We start from the raw sequence: 21,422 nt of genomic DNA on the forward strand, positions 1-21,422 counted from the left end.
GGCGGCCCCTTTTATAGGAGGGGATTGCCGATCAGAGAAATTCTTCGGGGACCGGGTCGCCGGAGACCTGGGGTTGCTCCCGGAGGTTCCGGCGGAAGAGGGATTTCCTGCCCGTCCGGCGGCCCTTTTTGCGGCGGTCCTCGCCGTCCGCCAGCAGGTAGACGGTCGGGATCAGGACGAGGGTGATCAGGGTCGAGAAGGTGAGCCCGCCGATGACGACGACCGACATCGACTGCATCATCTCGACGTTGCCGCCGATGCCGACCGCGGTCGGCACGAGGCCGAGCACGGTGGTCAGGGTGGTCATCAGGATGGGGCGCAGGCGGGTGGGGGCTGCGAAGATCAGGGCGTCCCGCGCGCCCAGTCCCTGCTCGCGCCGCAGGATGTTGGTGTAGTCGATCAGCACGATCGCGTTGTTGACGACGATGCCGACGAGCATGATGAGGCCGATGAGGCTGGTCATCGAGATGGTCATGCCGGTGAGCAGCAGCGCCAGGAACGCGCCGGTCATCGAGAAGGGCACCGAGAGCATGACCACGAGGGAGAAGCGCATCGATTCAAACTGCATGGCCATGACCACGAAGACGAGGAAGACCGCGATCGCCAGCGCGTTGTAGATTTTGCCGAACTCCTCGTTCATCGTCTGCATGTTGCCGCCCGCCGCGATGCTCACGCCGTCGGGCAGGTCCATCTGCCCGACGCGGGCCATGATCTGGTTGGAGAGCTGGGTGGCGGAGACGCCCGCCGCGGTCTGCCCGGTGACGGACACCTGGTATTCGCCGTCCTGCCGCTGGATCTGCGAGGGGGCGTTGTTAAAGACCACCTCGGCCACGTCGGTGATCGGCACCTGTCCGCCGCTGCGGGTGGGGATCATGAGGCCGGAGAGGTCGCTGACGTCCTTGAACCGGCCCTCGGGGTACATGACCTTGACGGTGTATTCCTGGTCGCTGGTCTGCAGGTCGGCGGCGTCGATGCCGGAGATCATGTTTTTCGCGGTGGAGAGGATGGAGGCGGGGGTCGTGCCGATGGCGGCGGCCTGGACCGGGTCGACGATGATCTCGGCGCGCGGGCTGCCGTCGCTGAGGCTGGTGGAGGCCGAGTCGATGCCGTCGAACCCGGCGACGACCGTCTTGATCTCATCCGCGACCTCCCGCAGCGTATCCAGGTTGGAGCCGGTCAGGTTGATCTGCACGCCCCGGCTGCCGAAGGACATCGAGCTGCGCTGCTCGACCTCGACCGACGCGTTGTCGATGCCGGAGGTCTGCTCGCGCATGAGAGTGATGAAGTCGTCGGTGGAGAGGCTGCGGTCGTCCTTCAGATAGACGGTGATGCTGGCGGATCCGCCGTTGCCCCGCATCGAATAGCTTTCCACGTCCTCCTGGGCCGCCACGATCTCCTCCACCCGGGTCATGATGGCGTCGGTGGCGTCGATGTCGAGGCCGGTCTTGGTGGTGACGGAGATGCTGATCGAGCCCTCGTCGCTCGACGGCATCAGCTCCATGTCAATCCGGGTGAACATGACGAAGGTGCCTGCCAGCAGCACGACCGCGATGATGATGACGGTGAGCTTGTGGTTCAGTGCGGTGGTCAGCAGCCGCTTGTAGGCTCTTTCCAGGCTGTGCAGCCGCCGGTTGACCCAGGAGTCCTTCTTCTCCCGCGGCCGCATCCGCGCGAAGAGGAGCGGCACCATCGTCAGCGCCGAGATCAGCGAGGCGGTCAGGGAGAAGACGATCGTGAAGCCGACCTCCTTGAAGAGCTGGCCGGACATGCCGTTCATCAGGGAGATGGGCAGAAAGACGACGATCGTCGTGACGGTGGAGGCGATGATCGCGGAGTTCACGAGGTTCGCGCCCTCGACCGCCACCTGGTCGTAGCTCTTGATGCCGTCCTGCTCCTTGAAGCAGGAGTCGAGCACGACGATCGAGTTGTCGACCATCATGCCGATGCCCACGACGAGGCCGCCGAGCGACATGATGTTGATGGTCATGCCGAAGGCCGCCATGAGCACGAGCGCCGCGAAGACGGAGAGCGGCATCGAGATCGCCACGATGAAGGCGGCGCGCCAGTCGCCGAGGAAGGCCACCAGCACGAGCATGGCCAGCGCGAGGCCGAGGACGAGGGACTGGACGACGTTCATGATGTTCTCATAGATCGTTTCGCCCGAGTTGCTGGTGATGGTGATGGCCAGCCCCAGTCCCTGCCGGTTGAGGTCGTCCACCACGCTCACGACCTGGTTGCACACGTCGATCGTGTTGGCGGACTGGTTTTTGGAGACGGAGAGGGAGATGTTGTCCATGCCGTTGTAGCGGCTGATGGAGGACATGCTCTGCTCGGCCATCGTGACGTTGGCCACGTCGGAGACGTGGATGATGTCCCCCGAGGCCAGGGAGATGGGGATCGTTTCGAGGCTCTCATAGGTGTCGTAGTTCATGCCGCCCTGGAGCGTCAGGCTGACCTCGCCGCGGTTGATCTCGCCCACGGTGGTGGTGAAATCGGCGGAAGAGATGGCGCTGGAGATGTCGGTCATCGAAAGGCCGTACTGCTCCATCTCCTCCTCCCGGAGCTCCACTTGGATGTATTCGCGGGTGCCGCCGCGCATGCTCACCTCCGAGACGCCGGAGATCCGCTCGATTTCGGGCACGACGGTGTCCTCGATGTAGGAGTAGATGTTGTCCCCGGTCGCGGGGGTGGTGATCGACAGGTCCATGACGGAGGAGGAGTCCATGCTCATCTCCATGATGGTCGGGTCGTCCGCCGAGTCGGGCAGGCGCACCCGCTGGAGCGCCTCGTTGATCTCGTCGTACTTTTCGTCCATGTCGGTGTTGTAGTCGAACTCCAGCGTGGTCATGGAGGAGCCCTCCGACGAGCGCGAGGTCATGCTCTCCACGTCGCTGACGGTGGAGAGCGCCGATTCGATCACATCGGTAATCAATTCGTCGACCTCCTCCGGCGACGCGCCCGAATAGCCGGTGCGGACCATGAAGATGGGCATCGACATCTCGGGCGTGGATTCCATCTCCATGCCGAAGATCGAGGAGACGCCGAAGACCAACAGGCAGAGCACGCACATGAGCACCGATACCGGCCGTTTGACGGCTAATTTTGGAAGTGTCATCAGCGGTTAATCCTCCTGTACGGCCGTCCCTGCGGCGGATTCCTGTTCGGCGGCTTCCGCGGGAGCGGCGCCCATTTCGGGGTCGGCCTGCCCCTCGGCAAGCTGCACCTTGGCGCCGTCCTTGAGGTCGGGGTGCCAGGTGGTGATGATCCGGCTGTTTTCGTCGAGGCCGGAAAGGGCGACGACCGTCTCGCTGTTGGACATGCCCGTTTCAAAGTCGGTGCGGTGGGCCTGGCCGTCCGCGTATGTAAAGACGTATGCCTGCCCATCCTCGTAGTAGACGCTGTCGATCGGGACGAGCAGGGCGTTCTCCGCCCTCTGGGTGGCGGCGGAGACCTTGACGGTCACGCCCGAGAGCAGCGCGCCGCCGTCGTCCTGGATCTGGGCTTCGACGGGGAAGAGGCCGGTGCCGTCGTCCGCCTTGGAGTCGATCGAGGTGATGATGGCGGTATAGTCGTTCCCGCTCTTTTGGACGGCGACCTCGTCGCCGATCGAAAGCGCGGTCGCCGCGTCCGCCGTGGCGTTGAAGGTGACCGACATCTGGTTCTTGTTGGAGATCGTGAAGGCCGCGGTCTGGGTCGACGCATTCTCATGCTCGTTCACCGAGCTCGCCTCGATCACCCCGTCGATGGGGGAATAGACCTTGTACTTCTCCAGCTTCTTGGCGCTCTGCTCGAGGGAGAGCTGGGCGGATTTGAGGGAGTTGTCGACGCTCGCCTTGGTGTCCTCGAGGGAGGAGCCCTTCGCGAGGTTGTATTTTTCGAGTGCGGACTCGTAGTTGGTCTGCGCGTTCTTGTAGCTGTTGCGCAGGCTGCGCAGGGTGCTGTCGTCGTCGTTTTCCAGGTCGTTGACGGTGCTGCGCGCCACGCTGTAGGCGCTTTCCGCCTTGGAGACCGCCGACACGAGGTCCTTATAGGCTTCGCTCGACTTGTCGCCGGGGTTCGCCTCCGCGTAGGCGTCGAGCTCCGCCTCGGCCGCGCGCATCGCGGTCTCCGCCTTGTCCATCGCCTTCTGCGCGGAGATGAGGGAGTCCTCGCTGTCGTCGTTGTAGTCGCGCAGCTCGATGCGCGCGTTGTTCAGCGACTGCTGGGCGCTCTTGAGGCTGGATTCCAGCGAGAGCAGGTTGGATTCGTAGCTGCTGCCGAGGGTGGTGTCGGCGGAGATGACCTTGGAGTCGTAGCTCGCCTGCGCGATCTCATAGTCGAGCTGCGCGTCGCTGTCGTCCATCTCGAAGAGCAGGTCGCCCGCCTTGACGGTGTCGCCCGCCGTAAAGTGCACCGCCGTCACCTTGCCGGCGACCTCGGGGTAGACGTTGACGCTTTCGCCCGGCTCGATCCTGCCGATGAATTCGGTGCTGCGGGTGAGGCTCCCGATGGCGGGGGCGGCGAGCTTGACGCTGATGACGCTCTCGCTCATCTCGATTTCGCCGAGGTTGCCCCCCATGCCGCCCGGGCCGCCCCCGCCGCCGGGGCCCCCGCCCGCGGCCAGCACGACGGTGGAGACCGCGACCGCGCCCAGCGCGATGACGATGGCGGCTGACGCGACATTCTTTTTGTTCAGGAAATGTTTCATGCTTCCCACTCCTATCTCCGGCCGGGGCCGGCGCTGATTTGACAGAGTCAGCCGTTCTTTCCGGCTTTTACCGCCTCATCATATGTCGGGAATGTGTTGGACAGGGCAAAAATCTGTGAATACGGTGTGAATGATGAAAAACTTCCCGCGAAGTTCTCCGGAATTTTTCAGGCCTGCACGCTCCCGTCAAAAGAGGAAATTTTAGAGGCCTTTTTCTGGCAAAATAGGCAAAAAACCGTTTATTCTTCAGGATTCCTTGCCCCGGTGCCGGAAATCCGGTATAATAGGTCATATATAATCTTTGCCGCCAAAAAAGCGGTTTGTTCTGCGACCGGGGAGCGACCCCGAAAAACGGAATCGAGTGATCGTATGCTGAAAAAATGGATCGGCCTCCTGCTGGCCGCGGCGCTGCTCGCCGGCGGCTGGTCGCTTCCTGCCGCGGCCGCCGGGCAGGAAGACCGCGTCGTGCGGGTCGCCTATCCCGTCCAGGCCGGGCTGACCGACTTTGACGAGTTTGGGAATTACAGCGGCTATACCTATGAATATCTGGAGGAAATCGCGCAGTATACCGGCTGGGACTATGAGTTCGTGCAGGTGCCGGGCACGATGGACGACAGCCTGTCCGCCCTGATGGGGATGCTGCAGGAGGGCGAGATCGACCTGATGGGCGCGATGCTCTACACCGAGCAGATGGGAGAGATGTTCGACTACGCCAGCCACAACTATGGCGTGGTCGAAACGGTGCTCCAGGTGCCCTATGACGACGTGCAGGAGGTCGTCATCAACTCCCAGGTGCAGCAGACCATCCGGGTAGCGGTGGCGGAGGCGTCCCAGGGCGGCCGGATGCAGCGGGAGCTTGAGGACTACTGCGCGATGAACCTGATCACGCCCGTGTACGTCTACCGCGACACCATCGAGGAGCAGCTCGAGGCGGTCCGGGAGGGCAGCGCGGACGCGCTGCTCAACACGAGCCTGAATTATGTCGAAGGGTCGCGCGCCGTCGCGCGGTTTGCCCCCAAGCCGTTCTATTTCATCACCACCAAGGGGAAAAACGCGGAGATGATGGAGGAGCTCAACTCCGCCATCATGAGCATTGAGCAGACCGACCCCACCTTTTCCAACCGGCTTTACGAGAAGTACTTTACCACCACAGGCGAGGACCTCCGGCTGACCGACGCGGAGGCGGCGTACATCGACGGGGCGGGGGCCCTGCGGGTGGGGGTGCTGACCGAGCAGCCGCCGCTGCAGTACCTGGATGAACGGACGGGGGAGCTCGACGGCATCTCGGCCGACCTGCTGAGGCTGATCTCGGATAAGACGGGCCTTGCGTTCGAACTGGTACCCGTCGATTCCCCCGAGGAGCTCTACAGCCTTGCCGAGCAGGGCGGGATCGACCTCGCGGCTGGCATCCCCTACGACTACGACCTCGCGCGGGAGCGGCACCTTTCGATGACGCGGCCCTACATCTCCTCCCAATACCTGCTGATGATGAAGGAGGGGAGCAGCGAGGAGACGATCAAGGGCAAGCGGCTGGCCCTGACGACCACGAGCCCCTACCGCGGGGAGACGGTCGGTCAGGTCGTGCGCTACGCCAAGGTGGCCGACTGCATCCGCGCGGTGGAATCCGGCGAGGCGGACTACACCTATGTGGACGCCTATATGGCGCAGTATTTCATCAACCAGCCGCAGTTCCGCGACCTCAAGCTGATCCCCCAGACCTACGAGCCGCGCCGGCTCTGCTACGGGGTGGTCAAACCCGCGCCGCAGGAGCTGCTTTCGATCCTCAACAAGGCGATCATGACGCTGTCCACTGCGGAGATCCAGGGGGTCATCAACCAGAACACCCTCCAAAAGCAGCCCTTTTCCTTCCGGGCGGTCCTGATGGCCAACCCGGTGGAATCGGTGGCGGCCATCGTCGTCGTCTCGCTGGCGGTCATCGCGGTTCTGCTGCTCTCCCTGCGGCGGCGTGTCCGGGCCAGCCGGGAGGCGGCTCTGGAGCTGAAAAAGCATTTCCGCGTCTACGCGCTGGTGAACGAATACTTCTTTGAATACAGCTACCGCAACAACACGATGTTTGTCTCCGACCCCTCCAAGGGCGGCAGCGAGCCCGATCTCCTCCGTTACGATTACTCCGTGCGCCCCGAAACCGAGCGGGAGGCACAGCGGCGGGAGGCCTTCCTCAAGGTGGTCCGCTCGCGGGAGGACGGCGTCCACGAGCTCTACACCGAGTGCATCGACGGCATGTCCCACTGGCTGCGCATCGCGCTGGAGACGGTCTACGACGGCGACGAGCCCGCCTACGCCCTCGGAAGGATCAATGTGATCGACGAGGAGCGGCAGGAGAAGGACCAGTTGATGGAGCGGGCCCAGCTCGACAGCCTGACCCACGTCTTCAATTCCGAGGCGTGCCAGACCCACGTGCGCGCGAGCCTTTCCCGTATGCGGGAGGGGGAGAGGGGGGCGCTGCTGCTCATCGACATCGACTACTTCAAGCAGATCAACGACACCTACGGGCACATGCAGGGGGATGAGGCGCTCGGGCAGATAGCCGGGCTGCTGCGCTCGAGCTTCCGTGCGGACGACATCGTCGGGCGCCCGGGCGGGGACGAATTCCTCGTCTATCTGCCGCGGATCAAAAACCGCGAATTCCTCTTCAACAAATGCGCCGCGCTCTGCTCCCGGGCGCGCGACCTGCCGCTGGCGGAGGGCGGCCGGATCACGATCAGCGTGGGCGCGGCGCTTTCCCGCGCGGGGGACAACTACGCCGCGCTCTACCAGGCGGCGGACGAGGCGCTCTACGACGCGAAGAAAGCGGGGCGCGACCAGTTTGCCATCGCGGAGCGGAAGGAGCGCGCGTGATCCCGATAGAACTGCAAGAAAAACCGGACCGGCTGCCGCCGGTCCGGTTTTTTATCAGCATGATCAAAGGGCCGCCGGCGGTTTGCCGGCGGCCCTCATCCGCGACAGGAGACGACCTGCGTCAGAGTCCGTAGCTCTGGAAGATATGCTCGTATTTTTGCAGCGTGCGTTCGCCCACGGCGTCGACCGCCGCGAAATCCATGGCGCCCGTATAGTAGCCCTCGAGCTGGTCGTGCAGGGCCTTGGCCTCGGCCAGCAGGCGGGCGGCCTGCTCGAGCATCTGCGCGGAGGCCTTTCTGTTGAAGGTGATGCGTTTTCTGTGGGCGCGGATCTGTTCGGCGTCGGTGAACCGCCTGGACCGCACGATCTTATAGGGTTCGACGTCGGGCAGGTGGTTGTCGTTGGCGGTCATGAAGCCGAGCCGGAGGGCGGGGATGAAGAGGTGCTCGATCTTCTCAAACGGGGAGAGGGGGCAGTAACAGGTGATGACGTCCCAGCCGGCCTCGAGCGCCTGACTGCGCAGGGCGGAGAGGAAGAGGCGGGAGGCGGCGCCATAGACGTCGTCGACGAGGTAGATGCGGTCGCAGAGCGCCTTGGCGGTGCCGTCAAAGAGGACGGGGCCCTTGTTGGTGACGCAGGAGAGGAAGCGTACCGATTCGCGGCCCTGGCCCCCGGGTCCGCCTTTGAACTCGCTGAGCGCGATGCGCCGGGCCGCCTTGACCACCTTGCTGACCGAGGTGCCCTCGAGCGCGATGCGGTAGGTGTCGGAGAGCAGGCTTCCCGCCGCGCCGAGGAAGCGGCAGCAGTGCTCGTGGCAGCGGCTGATCTTTGCCGCCAGCGCCATGATCGCCTCGCGCGACTCGAAGAGCGCGTGCTCGTCCCAGCAGGAGGACAGGTCGACGACCTGCTCGAACGCGCCCGGATATTTGGGTTCGATCACATGGGCGGGTGTCGCGGAATCGAATACCGCGCGCCTTTCGTTTCGGGTGGGGCTGGAAGCCGCACGCGCATGGGAGAACAGCGGCCGGGAGTTGACGGAAAAAGCCGTGGAGCCAGATCCAACGCTCCAACGGGTCTGGTGGAATGCTCAGAGCAGCCAGCGGATCGAAACCTCCTGCGTGCCGTCCGGCCGCCGTTCGCCGACCGTGACGGTGTCGACCAGCAGGACGAGCAGCTCGCGCGGCATGGGATCGAGCCTCAGCAGCGCTTCCGCGCGCTTTGCCAGAAGGCCGGGCGGCTCCGGGGGAGCCTCCCGCATCCGGGCCTCCAGCGCGTCCAGCCGGTCCTGGAGCGCCTGCCGCTCCTCCCGGAAGCGCGCGCTCATCCCGGCGAACTCCTCCCGCCCGATGAGGCCGTCCGCCCGGTCGAGGCAGAGGGTTTCGAGCGCCCTCGAACGCCGGGCGAGCTGGTTCTGCAACTCCAGCGCCTCCGCCCGCTCCCGGCGGAGGCGGGCTTCCGCTTCGCCGGGGGGCAGCAGCCGTTCGGGGCTGGGAAGCCGGTAGCGGGCGCGCACCAGCGCGCGGACGCGTTCCTCCACGACGCCGGTCAGCGCGTCGAGGCGGACGGAATGACGGGTGCAGTTCGGGTCCGGCCGCGAGGAGGCGTAGCGCCCGCATTGCAGGTAGGAGCGCCGCACCCCCTTGTAGAGCTGCGACACCTTGACGAGCGGCCCGCCGCAATCGGCGCACCGCGCGATGCCGGCAAGCGGATGGGGCTCGCCCGTCCCGCCGGAACGGGTGCGGCGGTCAAGCAGCGCCTGCGCCGCGTCGAAGGACGCCCGGTCGACAATGGCCTCGTGGGTCCCCTCCACGCGGCACCACGCCTCCTTCGGGACCCCGGCGCACACCTTGGATTTGTAGCTCACCCGGCGCTTGGTTCCCTGCACCATCGTGCCGGTGTAGAGCTCGCTGCGCAGAATCCGCCCCACCGTTGTGCGGTTCCAGCCGTCGGCGCCGGCTTCGCCGCGGGTCCAGCCGCGGGCGCGCTTATAGGCGGAGGGGCTGGGGATCCCCCGTTCGTTGAGCAGGGCGGCGATCTTCTGCTTGCCGAACCCCTCCAGGCAGAGGGAGAAGATGCTCCGGACCACCTCCGCCGCCTCCGGTTCGACCACGAGATGGTTGTGGTCGGCGGGGTCCTTCCGGTAGCCGTAGGCGGGGATGCTGCCGATGTATTTGCCCGCGCTGCGCTTTTGCGCGAACACCGCGCGGATGTTCTCCGACAGGTCCTCGAGATACCACTCGTTGATAAGGCCGTTGATCTGGCGGGCCTTTTTGTTGCCCTTGAGGTCGGTGTCGACGTGGTCCACCACCGCCACGAACCGGATGCCCCACAGCGGGAACAGCCCGTGGAGGTATTTTTCCACGAGCTCCATGTCGCGCGTGAAACGGGACTGCGTCTTGCAGAGGACGATCTGGAACTCCCGACGCTCCGCCGCGGCGAGCATGGCGTTCCAGCCGGGGCGGTCCCGGTCGGCGCCCGAATAGTCCTCGTCGCAGTAGACCGCGCCGACCTCCCAGCCCTGGCTGGCGGCGTAGTCGGCCAGCATCGCCTTCTGGTTCTGGATGCTCTCGCTCTCCCGGATCTTTTCCGCGTCCTCCCGGCTGAGCCGGCAGTAGATCGCGCAGGTCATGTCTCCGCGCCTCCCGCGTCCTCCCGCCCGGCGGGCGGCGCGGGCGATTCCCCGCGGCGCAGGGCGCGGGCAAGATACTGGTCGACCGCTTCTTGGAGGGCGTCCGTCCGGGCCTTTTCGGACGCGGAGCGGAAGGTCTCGGTGACGAAAAACACGGCGGGTTTCATAGGCTTCACCTCATCACAGCCTATGAGGCGGACAACGCTCCCTATGCCGCCGGCGGATGCGAAAACGGGGCCGGCGCGTCCGCGCCGGCCCCGCCGTCCCGAATGATACGATGCGGCTATGACTCCTCCGCGAAGGACGGTTCGAGCACACGGCGGATCAGCTGCTCCCGGCTTTCCGCGGTGAAGGCGCAGAGCGCCGAGACGGCGTCCCGCCGCGCGCAGCCGGGCGGCACGCCCAGACGCTGCAAAAAGAACGCATAGAGCAGGGTGTACTCGGTGAAGATGCGGTTGGACTCCCGCACGCCCTCGGGAGTGAGCTGCACGGCGCCGTAGTGCTCCTTGCGGATCATCCCCTCCCCGGCCAGCCGCTTGAGGCACTTGACGACGCTGGCCCGGCTGACCTTGAGGGCGTTCGCGATATCGACCGACCGCACGGCGGCGCCGCCGTCGGAGAGCTCGTAGACCGCGAGCAGGTAACGGATAGACGCGGGGGAGAGCATGGCATACCACTCCTTTGCAGATGCTTTGGCCGGAAAGGAGGAAGCGCACAGCCGCGGTCTGCCGCGGCTGTGCGCTGTGGATGGGGAACACCGGCTTCCCGGGCAAAAAAGCGGGAGGCCGCACGGGCCGGACGCGCCGCCCGGCTTCGGTTTGCAAAAGCTAACCGAAGGGGAAAAGAAAAGGCGGAAACGTCCGCGTTCCGACGATTAGCTACCGCTAACCTGCGCTTATCTTATCACGCCGCAAGACGGTTTGTCAAGGGCCTGAAATGAAAAACCTGGAGGCGGCGCCCGCCGTCCCCGGCCGGAGGAAGGCGGGTCATTTCCCCGCGTACCGCCGGATATGCTCCCGGAGCTTATCGAAGGTTTCCTCGCTGATGTCGTGCTCCATCCGGCAGGCGTCCGCCGCGGCGGTTTCGGGGGAGACGCCCAGCGCGGTCAGCCAGTCGGTCAGGCAGCTGTGGCGTTCGTAGATGCGCTCGGCGATTTCGCGGCCCGCGTCGGTCAGCTCGATCCAGCCCTCTTTATCCATCGTGATATAGCCGTTCTCGCGGAAGAGGCTCATGGCGCGGCTCACGCTCGGCTTGGTGAAGTTCATGTGGCGCGCCACGTCGATCGAACGGACCGCGCCCGACTCCTTTTTCAGCACCAGGATCGCTTCCAGATAATTTTCCGCGGACTCTTGAATACGCATGGTAATCTCCCTCGCTGTTGTTAGCCTCAGAAAACAAATTCGTGGGAACTCCACAAATTCGTTTCCGCTCATCTGCGCTTATTCTAACACAGTTCCTTTTTTCGCGCAAGGCGGGAAAATTTTTTCGTCAAAGGATTGACAAAATAGGTTAGCAATGGTAAACTATGCCCGTAAAAGGTTAGCAATGTCTAACCATATGCCAGGCGGGCGCCGCCCGCACAGCGATACCTAGAGAGGGGAGAACAGTGGAGATGCCGTTAACGATGGCGCGGACAGGCGAAAAAACGACCGTCAGGGGGATCCACGGGAAGGAAGAGACCCGGCGCTTTCTGGAGAGCCTCGGCTTTGTGGAGGGCGGGAAGGTCACGATCGTTTCGGAGATGGGCGGCAACCTGATCGTCAATGTGAAGGACACCCGGATCGCCCTGAGCAAGGCGATGGCAAGCAAAATCATGGTTTGAGGAGGATCGGTATGAAGACACTCAAAGAGGTCAAATGCGGTGAAACGGTGACCGTCGCCAAGCTGGGCGGCGAAGGCGCGCTCAAGCGGCGGATCATGGACATGGGCATCACCAAGGGCACGCCCGTCTATGTGCGCAAGGTGGCCCCGCTGGGCGACCCGGTGGAGATCACCATCCGCGGATACGAGCTCTCCATCCGCAGGAACGAGGCGGAAAACATCCTCGTCGAATAGATGGCGGGACCGGCGGCGGAGCCGCGTTTTTTCGGCGGATGGGTTAGCTTCCGCTAATATGTGTAATGTCAGTCAGCGGGGAATCCCGCAGAGGGGGTAAACGGAAATGGCAATCAAGCTTGCGCTCGCAGGCAATCCAAACTGCGGCAAGACAACGATGTTCAACGACCTGACCGGTTCGAGCCAATACGTGGGCAACTGGCCGGGCGTCACGGTCGAAAAGAAGGAGGGAAAGCTCCGGGGGCATCAGGACGTCATCGTGACCGACCTTCCCGGCATCTACTCGCTTTCTCCCTATACGCTCGAGGAGGTCGTCACACGGGACTACATCATGAACGAGCATCCCGACGTGGTCATCAACCTCGTGGACGCCTCGAACATCGAGCGCAACCTCTACCTGACCACCCAGGTGACCGAGATGGGCATCCCGGTGATCATCGCGCTGAACATGATCGATATCGTCAAAAAGAACGGCGACCGGATCGACACCCACAAGCTGGCGGCGGCGCTCGGCTGCGAGGTGATCGAGACTTCGGCGGTCAAGGGCGCCGGCTCGAAAGAGGTGGCCGACCGCGCGGTGCAGATGGCGAGGGCGGGGATCATGACCCGCCCACAGCACACCTTTTCGGGGCCCGTGGAGGACGCGTTGGCGCGGATCCGGGAGTTGGCCGCGGACCTCGTCCCGGCGGAGAACGCCCGGTGGTACAGCATCAAGCTGTTCGAGCGGGACGCGAGGGTGCTTGAACGGCTCCGGCTCCCCGCGGACGTCAAGGCGGAGCTCGAGACGATCGTTTCCGACTGCGAGAAGCAGTTCGACGACGACAGCGAGAGCATCATCACCAACGAGCGGTACCAGTACATCTCCGGGCTGATGAAAAGCTGCGTGCAGAAAAAGAACGCCGGCATGACCACCTCGGACAGAATCGACAAGGTGGTCACCAACCGCTGGCTGGCCCTGCCGATCTTCGCGGCGGTCATGTTCGTCGTCTACTATGTGTCCGTCTCCTGGCTCGGCACGATCGTGACCGACTGGACCAACGACACCCTCTTCGCGGAGACGGTCCAGCCCCTCGTCGGCGGCTGGCTCGAGGCGGCCGGCGCCGCCGAATGGCTCACCGGCCTCGTGGTCGACGGCATCATCGGCGGCGTGGGCGCGGTGCTCGGCTTCGTCCCGCAGATGTTCATCCTCTTCTTCTTCCTCTCCATCCTCGAGGACTGCGGCTATATGGCGCGCGTGGCCTTCATCATGGACCGGATCTTCCGCAAATTCGGTCTTTCGGGCAAGTCGTTCATCCCGATGCTGATTTCCTCCGGCTGCGGCGTGCCGGGGATCATGGCGACCCGCACGATCGAAAACGAGAAGGACCGCCGCATGACGATCATGACGACCACCTTCATCCCCTGCGGCGCGAAGCTGCCGATCATCGCGCTGATCGCGGGCGCTGTCTTCCCGGAGATCACCTGGATGGCCCCGGCGACCTACTTCTTCGGCATCTTCATGGTCATCCTCTCGGGCGTCATCCTCAAGAAGACGAAGATGTTCGCGGGCGACCCCGCCCCCTTCGTCATGGAGCTTCCGCAGTACCACTTCCCGGCGCCAAAGGGCGTGCTGATCCACATGTGGGAGCGCGGCAAGGCGTTCATCATCAAGGCCGGCACCGTCATCTTCGTGGCGTGCGGCGTGATCTGGTTCCTCCAGAACTTCGGATTTACGTCCGGCGGCTTCGGCATGGTGGAGGATGAGAACATGAGTATGCTCGCGGCGATTGGCGGCGTGATCGCTCCGATCTTCGCCCCGCTGGGCTTCGGCAACTGGCAGGCGGCCGTGGCGAGCGTCTCCGGACTGGTGGCGAAGGAGAACGTCGTCGGCACCTTCGGCGTGCTGTTCGGGCTCGGAGAGGTCGGCGAGGACGACCCGGCGCTGCTGGCGTCCCTGCCGACCCTCTTCGCGACGAGCGCGAGCGCCCTGGCCTTCATGGTCTTCAACCTGACCTGCGCCCCCTGCTTCGCGGCGATCGGCGCGATCCGCAGGGAAATGATGAGCGCGAAATGGACCTGGTTTGCGATCGGTTACATGACCGGTATGGCATACATCATGGCCTTCATCATCAACCAGCTCGGCGGAGCGTTCTTCTACGGCGTGCCGTTCGGGGCCGGGCAGGTGCTCGCGCTCTGCTGCGTGGCCGCCCTGCTCTACCTGCTCTTCCGCAGCTACAACCCCGATAGGAAGATGCGCAAGCCCGCGACGGTCGGCGCGGGCGCCTGACGACGGCAAACGCCTCCGCCCTCTCCCGCCGCGCGGGAGGGCGGAGGACCTCCCCGGCGCGGCGGAAAGCGAGGACCTCTATGGTTACCTGGGTGATTTTGGGCGTGATCCTGCTGGCGGCCTTCTGTGCGGTGCGGTACGCGGTGCGCAAGGCCAAAAACGGCGAGTGCGTCGGCTGCTCTGGCTGCAAGGGCCGTTCCGGCTGCCACTGCGGACACACGGCGCCGTCCGGCCCGGACGGGCGCTGAAGCGGTGAATACAAAACGCCTCTCACATCATACACATCACCTCCAAAGACAGCCGCCCGGACGCGTTCGCGTCCGGGCGGCTGTCTTTGGGCTATTTTCTCCGGGGCTTTTTATGCAGCTTCAGTTCGATCCCGCCTTCCGACGCGGCCTGCCGGAGGAGGCCCGCGGCCAGCTCGGCCCGGGCCTTCGGGTCCCCCGGGCCGCCGGGGGACGCCTCCTCCGCCGCGAGCCGCTCCATGACGCGGCGGACCTCGGAAAGCGGCAGGAGGTTCACGGCGACGCAGAAGAGGGTCTTACGCCGTCCGTCGTTATAGCGCGCCAGCAGTTCCCGCAGGATGGCGGTCTTTTCGTCGAGCTCCGCGCGGAAGGCGGGCAGGCCCTCCGCCTTCAGCCTGTCCAGGTCCCGGCGGGCGTTCCGGGAGGGCAGGAGCTGGTCGTAGAGGGGCGGCTCGAGGTAGCGCTCGCAGGGGTAGGCGGGACAGTCGCAGCAGAATTCGGGCCCGCCGTGCTCCCGGCCGCACCGGATGACCGCGCAGGGCTGGTGGCCGTCCCCGCCGCCGCAGCCGGGACAGCCGTTCTCCATATGGTGGATGGGGCAGAGGCCGCAGAAGAGGCCGCAGAGGGAAAAAGAGGGATATTGCCGCTGATAATCCTTCATCCGGATACCTCGCGAGTTTCGGGTGTCGGGCGTACGATGTCAGTTTACCGCGCCCGCCGACCGATGTCAAATTGATTATATTGGGAACGCCCGCGTGGGGGGAGGTACCATCAGCAATCGAAGTCTTGACGTCGTGCAGGATGACCCCGTCGAGCGAGTCCGCATCGGAGGAGCAGTGGATCAGCTCGATCTGTTCGCAGCGGCCCTCGGCGGCCGCGGCGACGCGTTTCATCAGCGTGGATTTCCCCGTCCCGGGGCCGCCCTTTATGACGAATTCACGCCACCCGCCCGCAGGGTCGGCGAGCTGGTCAAAACGCGAAACGAACCCCTGCGGCGTGTTCGCTCCGAGGAAAAAGTGTAAGGGTTCCGCGGTATGATTCATAAAAAATCCTCCTAAAACGATGATTACTTCATGGTATTCGTTTTTGGGGGATTTGGTTCATTCCCATGCGGCGCGCGAAAGGGTCCGGCGCGGTTTTTTAAAACCGCGCCGGGCCCTTTTGAATCAGGAGGGGGAAGCTCAGAGGTTTTTGACGTTCAGCGCGCGGGTGGCGTTGAGGATGGCGATCACCGAAACGCCCACGTCGGCAAAGACGGCCTCCCACATATTGGCGTCGCCGAGCGCGCCGAGCAGAAGCACAAGCGCCTTGACGGCGAGCGCGAAGACGATGTTCTGCCGCACGATGGCAAGCGTCCTGCGGGAGATTTTGATCGCCGCAGCGAGCTTGGAGGGGCGGTCGTCCATGATGACCACATCGGCGGCCTCGATGGCCGCGTCGGAGCCGAGTCCGCCCATCGCGATGCCGATGTCGGCGCGGGAGAGGACGGGCGCATCGTTGATGCCGTCGCCCACAAAGGCGAGCACCCCGCGCGGGGATTTTTCCGCGAGCAGCCGCTCCATCCGGTCGACCTTGTCGGCCGGGAGCAGGCCCGCGTGGTACTCGTCGAGGCCGAGCTCCTTCGCCACCTGGGCGGCGACCGGCTCGGCGTCCCCGGTGAGCATCACCGTTTTGCGCACGCCCGCCTCGCGCAGGGCGGAGACCGCCTCGCGGGCGTCCTCCTTGACCTCGTCGGAGATCACGATGTGCCCCGCATACTCCCCGTCCACCGCGACGTGGACGGTCGTGCCGGACAGGTGGCAGTCGTGCCACACGGCGCCCGCCTCGTCCATCAGCTTCCCGTTGCCGGCGCACACCTTTCGTCCGTCGACCGTGGCCTTCACGCCCCGGCCGGAGACCTCCTCCACGTCGGAGACGCGGGTTTCGTCGGGCTCCTTCCCGTAGGCGGCCCGCAGCGAAAGGGCGATCGGGTGGCTTGAATAGCTCTCGGCGAGCGCCGCCAGCTCGAGCAGCCGGTCCTCGGAGATCTCGTCGGGATGCACCGCCGTGACCCGGAAGGAACCCTTGGTGAGGGTGCCGGTCTTGTCGAAGACGACCGTTTCGGTCCCGGCGAGCGCCTCGAGGTAGTTGCTGCCCTTGACGAGGATGCCGCATTTGGACGCCCCGCCGATGCCGCCGAAAAAGGAGAGCGGCACCGAGATGACGAGCGCGCAGGGGCAGGAGATGACCAGGAAGATGAGCGCGCGGTGAATCCACATCGAGAAGGGACCGCCCGTGACGAGCGGCGGGACGACCGCGAGCAGCGCCGCGCCGATGACGACGGCGGGGGTATACCAGCGGGCGAAGCGGGTGATGAAGTTTTCCGCCTTCGCCTTTTTGCTGCTCGCGTTCTCGACGAGGTCGAGGATTTTGGCCACGGTCGATTCCCCGTAGACGCGGGAGACGCGGACGGTGAGCAGGCCGCTCAGGTTGATGCAGCCGCTGATGACCGCGTCGCCGGGCGCTGCGTCGCGGGGGAGGGATTCGCCGGTGAGCGCGGCGGTGTCCAGCGTGGAGCTGCCCTCGGCGATCACGCCGTCGAGCGGCACCCGTTCGCCCGGCTTCACGACAATCAGGTCGTCGACGGCGACCTCCTCGGGGTCGACCCGGACGAGCTCGCCCTCCCGGCGGACGTTGGCGTAGTCGGGGCGGATGTCCATCAGGGCGGAGATCGACTGGCGCGAACGCCCGACCGCGTAGCTCTGGAAGAGCTCGCCCACCTGGTAGAAGAGCATGACGGCGACCCCTTCGGGATATTCGCCCACGCAGAAGGCGCCCACCGTGGCCACCGCCATCAGGAAGTTCTCGTCGAACACCTGCCCGTGCGCGATGTTGCGCAGGGCGCGCAGCAGCACGTCGCCGCCGATGACGAAGTAGGGCACGAGGAAGAGGGCGAGCCGGAAGACGCCCCCGAGGGGGATGAGGAGCGCGGCGGCGAAGGCCGCCGCGCCGATGATCAGACGGACCAGGGTCCGTCTTTGTTTTTTGGACATGGCGCGGACCTCCAAAAAAAGATTTGGGAAGGCGGAGAGGGAACTCAGACGAGCACGGTGCAGTCGGGCTCGACCTTCCTGCAGACGCGCACCGCTTCCTTGAGCACCTCGTCGAAACGCGCGTCGTCCGCCTCGAGCGTGAGGCGCTGGGTCATGAAGCTTACCGTTGCGCTCTGGACGCCGTCGAGCTTGTTGATCGCGTTTTCCATTTTGGCGGCGCAGTTGGCGCAGTCGAGGTCGCGCAGGCGAAAAGTCTTTTTCATGGGTGGTTCCTCCGTTCAGTCGATTTATTCGGCGACGTGCTCCATGCCCTGCCCCAGGATGGTGCGGACATGCCCGTCTGCCAGGGAATAGAATACGGTTTTGCCGTCGCGGCGGTATTTGACCAGCTTGGACTGCTTGAGCACCCGCAGCTGGTGGGAGATCGCCGACTGGTTCATATTGAGAAGCTGTGCGATATCGCACACGCACATCTCCGACTCAAAGAGCACGTAGAGGATCTTGATGCGGGTGGAGTCGCCGAACACCTTGAAGAGCTCGGCGAGGTCGTAGAGGATCTCCTCGTCGGGCATCTGCGCGTTGACGGCGTTTACGATGTCCTCATGCGCGTGGATGTAGTCGCAGCGTTCCATGCCGTCCTTGTCTATCATTCAAATCACCTTTCATATGAGCTATTGTTCATACGTTTATTATATCCCATCGCCGCCAAATGTCAATAGGGGGCGCGATCCTTTTTTTGCGAGGCCGCCGGCCGGCGCGCGCCGGGGGCGGAAAACCGGGCGGCGCAGCCGCCCGCGCGCGAAGGACGCGTCCTTCGCACGGGCGCCCGCAGGGCGCCGTTTTCCGCCCCGGTCCCGCGCTTTTCGCGCGCGGAAAAGCGGCCGTCCCTTTTGGGACGGCCGCCGGGAAAAAGCCTGCCGGACGGCGGGGCGCGTCAGCGCCCGGTCCCGCCGAGCTTGCGCGCGAGGGCGTCGGGGTTGGTGCTGTAGAGCAGCGCGTTCTCCCGCGAGATCACGCCGTCGCTGAAGAGCCGCAGGATGCTGCTGTCCATGTCGCACATCCCCTGCGAGGAGGAGGAGTAGATCACTCCGCCGATCTGGTGCACCTTGGATTCGCGGATCATGTTGCGCACCGCGTCGTTGGCGAGCAGGATCTCGAACGCGGGGACGAGCCCTCCGTCCACCGTGGGGATAAGCTGCTGGGAGACGACCGCGCGCAGCACCATCGAAAGCTGGACGCGCACCTGCTGCTGCTGGTTGGGCGGGAAGACGTCGATGACCCGGTCGATCGTGTTGGCCGCGCCGACCGTGTGCAGCGTCGACAGGACGAGGTGCCCCGTTTCGGCGGCGGTCATGGCGACGCTGATCGTCTCGTGATCGCGCATCTCGCCGAGCAGGATGACGTCGGGCGACTGGCGGAGCGCGGCGCGCAGCGCCGTCACATAGCTCTGGGTGTCGGTCGCGACCTCCCGCTGGCTGACGATGGAATGCTTGTGCCGGTGGAGGAACTCGATGGGGTCCTCCAGCGTGATGACGTGGGCGCTGCGGGAGTTGTTGATCGCGTCGATCACGCAGGCGAGCGTCGTCGATTTGCCGCACCCGGCCGGGCCGGTGACGAGCACGAGTCCCTTCTGCATCTCCGCGAGGGAGAGCACCCCGTCTGGGATGCCGAGGTCATGCGGGTTGGGCAGCTCAAAGGTGATGACGCGGATGACCGCGGCGAGCGAACCGCGTTGTTTGTATGCGCTGATCCGGAAGCGCGACACCCCCTGGAGCGCGAAGGAGAAGTCGTCGTCGCCTCCGCCTTCGACGATGGCGATCTCCCGGCCCGCGAGCGCGTAGGCCCCCTGGATGAGGGCCTGGGAGTCGGCGGGGGTGAGCCGTCCGTCGTCGGCGCGCAGGAGCTGGCCGTTGACCTTGAAGGTCACCGGCAGCCCGGCAATGATGAAGATGTCGGAAGCGCGGCGGTCCACCGCGTCCTGAAGGAAATGCAGGATATCCATTTGGATTACCTCCGGTGTAATGGTTCAGAGGGTGCCGTCCCACAGCTCGATGGTCTCGTCGCCCTGCCACTCCCGGGCGGAGGCGGCCTGCCACCGCAGGATTTCGTGGCGCGCCCCCCCGGGGCCGGGGTAACGCACCTCGACGCGCAGCTCCTGCGCGTCGGAGATGGGGACGGTATAGGAGGCGACGAGCGCCCGGCCCCGGCGCTCGAAGGAGACCCCCGCGGCCTGCGGCCGCGCGGGATTCGCCTCCACGGCCGCGTCGGCCTGGACGAGCAGCTCGACCGCCCGGCTGTCGGCGGCGTAATATTCGGACACCGTCTGCGCCGCGCGGCGCGCCATCTTGAGGTCGGCGTTGGCCGACGTAAGGGAGAGGGCCGCAAAGGTCGTCAGGCAGAGCACGATGAAGATGACCAACAGGGAGGAGACGCCGATGAAGACGCCTCCCGTCTTGCGCCGTCCGCTCATTTGCCGCCCTCCTTTCATTCTATTCCGCCGTCACGCGGCGGGTTGATACCGCCGCGCGCTCAGGCGGTAAAGCTCTTCGGAAACGCCGTCCGCCGTCCTGCCGACGGTGATTTCCGCCTCCCACAGGCCGCCCGGCCTGCCGGGCAGAGACCCGCCGCCCTCCGGCCCGTGGATCAGGATGTCCAGGCGGTAGCGGGCGTCCCGCTCGGCGCAGGGGTTCCACGTCCGGTCGTACCAGGCGGTCAGGACGCCCGGCGTATCCCCGGCGCGCACGCCCATGAGCCGCACCGCCTCGTCGAGGTCGTCCGCGCCTTTGAAGGACTCGGCGGCCGATTCGGCGGCCAGCACCGCGCGGTTGAGCGCGGCGCTCTGCTCGCTCGCCGTGTGCGCCCGTGCGAAGAGCTGCACGCAGACCGCGCTTGCGACCGAGAAAAAGAGGATCGCGAGGATCAGCTCCATCAAAAAGAGGCTCGATCCCGAATGGGTGCGGGGCTGTCTCATGCCGAACCCTCCTTGCCGCTGCGCAGCGAGAGATAGAGCTGCGCGTCCCGCCCGTCCGCATCGGGGCAGGAGACGCGCAGCAGGCGCGGGTTCACCTGCTCCACCTCAAAGGCGGGCACCTTCGTAATGGGGGTCCCGTCGACGGGGGAGGGGTCGTCCATGCCGGTGAAGAGCTCGCAGAGGCTGCCCTCCCACGCGTAGAGATAGGTGCGGTAGACCTCACCGCCGAACTCCTGTTCGATTATGAGCGCGGGCGCGCCGCCCAGCTCCCCCGCGTGCACCGCGCCCGCCGCGTCGCACTGGCGGACCTTCGCGGCGACATAGTGCAGGGAGGTCTGAAGATCGAAATTGCGGTCCATGCCGCGGGCGGAGGACTCGTAGACGTCCGCGCCGATGAGCACGACAAGCAGGGCGGAGGCGGCGAAGACACAGAAGAGCGCGAGGGTGAACAGCAGGTCGATCACATGCCTGCGCGGCTGAAAACGGATGTTCATGGCGGCCTCCCTTCCCGTGAAGTCCCGGTTTATTTCGTCAGGGGAATCACGTCGATCTCCGGCATCAGGTTGGATGCGAAGCAGTGGTAGTGAATGGAATAGCGGGCCCTGTCGACCGTGAGCCCGTAGTGCTCCTCAAGATAGTCGAGGCTGGGGGGATAGGACCCTTCGATGGCGTAGCAGT

Annotated in this window: 21 protein-coding genes; 6 read left to right on the forward strand and 15 right to left on the reverse strand. The window is 65.0% G+C overall.

What is annotated here, in order from left to right; genetic code table 11:
• Window positions 1–31: 31 nt before the first annotated feature.
• Both ACZO3G_RS03520 and ACZO3G_RS03525 read right to left on the reverse strand, forming a co-directional pair.
• The gene (locus ACZO3G_RS03520; protein WP_276870584.1) at window positions 32–3,115 is read right to left on the reverse strand and encodes an efflux RND transporter permease subunit; all 3,084 of its coding nucleotides are present in this window, start codon (window positions 3,113–3,115) and stop codon (window positions 32–34) included.
• 6 nt (window positions 3,116–3,121) lie between these two features.
• Entirely contained in the window at window positions 3,122–4,687 is a 1,566-nt protein-coding gene (locus tag ACZO3G_RS03525) for an efflux RND transporter periplasmic adaptor subunit (protein ID WP_276870587.1), read from the reverse strand.
• Window positions 4,688–5,056: 369 nt separating this feature from the next.
• Here ACZO3G_RS03525 and ACZO3G_RS03530 point away from each other — a divergent pair, with 369 nt between their 5' ends.
• Window positions 5,057–7,546 carry a transporter substrate-binding domain-containing diguanylate cyclase gene (locus ACZO3G_RS03530; RefSeq protein WP_277138503.1) on the forward strand — a complete coding sequence of 830 codons (2,490 nt, stop codon included), beginning with the start codon at window positions 5,057–5,059 and terminating at the stop codon, window positions 7,544–7,546.
• A 121-nt stretch (window positions 7,547–7,667) separates the two neighbouring features.
• Here the strand turns inward: ACZO3G_RS03530 and ACZO3G_RS03535 are convergent, their stop codons facing one another.
• The 5 genes from ACZO3G_RS03535 to ACZO3G_RS03555 form a co-directional block, all read right to left on the reverse strand.
• Window positions 7,668–8,486, reverse strand: a complete 819-nt coding sequence (locus ACZO3G_RS03535; RefSeq protein WP_276870590.1) for a hypothetical protein — start codon at window positions 8,484–8,486, stop codon at window positions 7,668–7,670.
• Window positions 8,487–8,633: 147 nt separating this feature from the next.
• Window positions 8,634–10,175 (reverse strand): recombinase family protein, encoded by a 1,542-nt coding sequence (locus ACZO3G_RS03540; protein ID WP_276870593.1) that lies wholly within the window; start codon window positions 10,173–10,175, stop codon window positions 8,634–8,636.
• Entirely contained in the window at window positions 10,172–10,342 is a 171-nt protein-coding gene (locus ACZO3G_RS03545) for a hypothetical protein (protein ID WP_158595736.1), read from the reverse strand. The genes ACZO3G_RS03540 and ACZO3G_RS03545 overlap by 4 nt, the downstream gene beginning before the upstream one ends.
• Window positions 10,343–10,458: 116 nt before the next feature.
• On the reverse strand, window positions 10,459–10,842 hold the full coding sequence (locus tag ACZO3G_RS03550) for a metal-dependent transcriptional regulator (protein ID WP_101552585.1): 384 nt from the start codon (window positions 10,840–10,842) through the stop codon (window positions 10,459–10,461).
• 319 nt (window positions 10,843–11,161) lie between these two features.
• Complete coding sequence (locus tag ACZO3G_RS03555) at window positions 11,162–11,536, reverse strand: metal-dependent transcriptional regulator (RefSeq protein WP_276870597.1); 375 nt, start codon at window positions 11,534–11,536, stop codon at window positions 11,162–11,164.
• A gap of 251 nt (window positions 11,537–11,787) precedes the next feature.
• Here ACZO3G_RS03555 and ACZO3G_RS03560 point away from each other — a divergent pair, with 251 nt between their 5' ends.
• The 4 genes from ACZO3G_RS03560 to ACZO3G_RS03575 all read left to right on the forward strand — a co-directional run bounded on the left by ACZO3G_RS03560 (window position 11,788) and on the right by ACZO3G_RS03575 (window position 14,744).
• Window positions 11,788–11,997, forward strand: a complete 210-nt coding sequence (locus ACZO3G_RS03560) for a FeoA family protein (RefSeq protein ID WP_101552581.1) — start codon at window positions 11,788–11,790, stop codon at window positions 11,995–11,997.
• Between the two features lie 11 nt (window positions 11,998–12,008).
• Entirely contained in the window at window positions 12,009–12,230 is a 222-nt protein-coding gene (locus ACZO3G_RS03565; RefSeq protein ID WP_101552579.1) for a FeoA family protein, read from the forward strand.
• Window positions 12,231–12,336: 106 nt separating this feature from the next.
• Complete coding sequence (gene feoB / locus ACZO3G_RS03570; RefSeq protein ID WP_276870599.1) at window positions 12,337–14,496, forward strand: ferrous iron transport protein B; 2,160 nt, start codon at window positions 12,337–12,339, stop codon at window positions 14,494–14,496.
• An 80-nt stretch (window positions 14,497–14,576) separates the two neighbouring features.
• Window positions 14,577–14,744, forward strand: a complete 168-nt coding sequence (locus ACZO3G_RS03575) for a FeoB-associated Cys-rich membrane protein (RefSeq protein ID WP_256152621.1) — start codon at window positions 14,577–14,579, stop codon at window positions 14,742–14,744.
• A gap of 91 nt (window positions 14,745–14,835) precedes the next feature.
• Here the strand turns inward: ACZO3G_RS03575 and ACZO3G_RS03580 are convergent, their stop codons facing one another.
• Complete coding sequence (locus ACZO3G_RS03580; RefSeq protein ID WP_277138638.1) at window positions 14,836–15,402, reverse strand: DUF3795 domain-containing protein; 567 nt, start codon at window positions 15,400–15,402, stop codon at window positions 14,836–14,838.
• 175 nt (window positions 15,403–15,577) lie between these two features.
• Between ACZO3G_RS03580 and ACZO3G_RS03585 the strand changes: the two genes are divergently transcribed.
• The gene (locus ACZO3G_RS03585) at window positions 15,578–15,763 is read left to right on the forward strand and encodes a hypothetical protein (protein ID WP_276874784.1); all 186 of its coding nucleotides are present in this window, start codon (window positions 15,578–15,580) and stop codon (window positions 15,761–15,763) included.
• Between the two features lie 159 nt (window positions 15,764–15,922).
• On the opposite strand, the gene ACZO3G_RS03590 is transcribed toward ACZO3G_RS03585, so the two are convergent.
• From ACZO3G_RS03590 to ACZO3G_RS03620, 7 genes are all read right to left on the reverse strand, one after another.
• Window positions 15,923–17,773, reverse strand: a complete 1,851-nt coding sequence (locus ACZO3G_RS03590) for a heavy metal translocating P-type ATPase (protein WP_276874773.1) — start codon at window positions 17,771–17,773, stop codon at window positions 15,923–15,925.
• 44 nt (window positions 17,774–17,817) lie between these two features.
• Window positions 17,818–18,036 (reverse strand): cation transporter, encoded by a 219-nt coding sequence (locus ACZO3G_RS03595; RefSeq protein WP_101552568.1) that lies wholly within the window; start codon window positions 18,034–18,036, stop codon window positions 17,818–17,820.
• 24 nt (window positions 18,037–18,060) lie between these two features.
• A complete protein-coding gene (locus ACZO3G_RS03600; protein WP_207726213.1) occupies window positions 18,061–18,423 on the reverse strand; it encodes an ArsR/SmtB family transcription factor in 363 nt (120 codons plus the stop codon).
• Between the two features lie 284 nt (window positions 18,424–18,707).
• The gene (locus tag ACZO3G_RS03605) at window positions 18,708–19,775 is read right to left on the reverse strand and encodes a type IV pilus twitching motility protein PilT (protein WP_276872786.1); all 1,068 of its coding nucleotides are present in this window, start codon (window positions 19,773–19,775) and stop codon (window positions 18,708–18,710) included.
• Window positions 19,776–19,799: 24 nt separating this feature from the next.
• The gene (locus ACZO3G_RS03610; protein ID WP_276872789.1) at window positions 19,800–20,243 is read right to left on the reverse strand and encodes a hypothetical protein; all 444 of its coding nucleotides are present in this window, start codon (window positions 20,241–20,243) and stop codon (window positions 19,800–19,802) included.
• A 30-nt stretch (window positions 20,244–20,273) separates the two neighbouring features.
• Window positions 20,274–20,744 carry a hypothetical protein gene (locus tag ACZO3G_RS03615; RefSeq protein WP_276872790.1) on the reverse strand — a complete coding sequence of 157 codons (471 nt, stop codon included), beginning with the start codon at window positions 20,742–20,744 and terminating at the stop codon, window positions 20,274–20,276.
• Window positions 20,741–21,238, reverse strand: a complete 498-nt coding sequence (locus ACZO3G_RS03620) for a DUF4860 domain-containing protein (RefSeq protein WP_101552559.1) — start codon at window positions 21,236–21,238, stop codon at window positions 20,741–20,743. The genes ACZO3G_RS03615 and ACZO3G_RS03620 overlap by 4 nt, the downstream gene beginning before the upstream one ends.
• Window positions 21,239–21,422 lie beyond the last annotated feature (184 nt).

Source organism: Anaerotruncus sp. (genome assembly GCF_057433415.1).